The organism is Ralstonia sp. TCR112 (assembly GCF_007997035.1).
Lineage (GTDB): Bacteria > Pseudomonadota > Gammaproteobacteria > Burkholderiales > Burkholderiaceae > Ralstonia > Ralstonia edaphi.
Genome location: NZ_VOSS01000232.1, coordinates 1 through 746, shown reverse-complemented (window position 1 = coordinate 746; position 746 = coordinate 1). Strand labels below are relative to the sequence as shown.

Here is a 746-nt window from a genome sequence, read left to right as displayed (position 1 = left end):
AAAACCGCATCACGCAGGAAGACGTGCAGCGCTACGTCAAGGGCGTGATGAGCGGCCAAGCTGCTGCGCCGGGCAAGGCTGCCGTTGGTGCGCCGGCCGGTGGCGGCGAGCTGAATCTGCTGCCATGGCCGAAGGTCGACTTCACCAAGTTCGGTCCGGTTGATCCGAAGCCGCTGTCTCGCATCAAGAAGATTTCCGGTGCGAACCTGCACCGCAACTGGGTCATGATCCCGCACGTCACCAACAACGACGAAGCGGACATCACCGAGCTGGAAGCCTTCCGCGTGCAGATGAACAAGGACCACGAAAAGGCCGGCGTGAAGTTCACGATGCTGGCGTTCGTGATCAAGGCTGTCGTGGGCGCGCTGAAGAAATTCCCGACGTTCAACGCGAGCCTGGACGGCGACAACCTGGTCTTCAAGCAGTACTTCCACATCGGCTTTGCGGCCGATACGCCGAATGGGCTGGTGGTGCCGGTGATTCGCGATGCGGACAAGAAGGGCCTGATCGACATCGCGAAGGAAATGGCCGACCTGTCGAAGGCGGCGCGCGAAGGCAAACTCAAGCCGGACCAGATGCAGGGCGGCTGCTTCTCGATCTCGTCGCTGGGCGGCATTGGCGGCACGCATTTCACGCCGATCATCAACGCACCGGAAGTGGCCATCCTGGGTCTGTCGCGCGGCTATCAAAAGCCTGTTTGGGACGGCAAGCAATTCGTGCCGCGCCTGACGCTGCCGCTGTCGCTG

At 61.9% G+C, this 746-nt stretch carries 1 protein-coding gene; it reads left to right on the top strand.

Annotated elements, in window-relative coordinates; translation table 11 throughout:
• On the top strand, positions 1-746 hold a 746-nt coding region (locus tag FUT88_RS25550; RefSeq protein WP_186829390.1), incomplete at both ends, for a 2-oxo acid dehydrogenase subunit E2.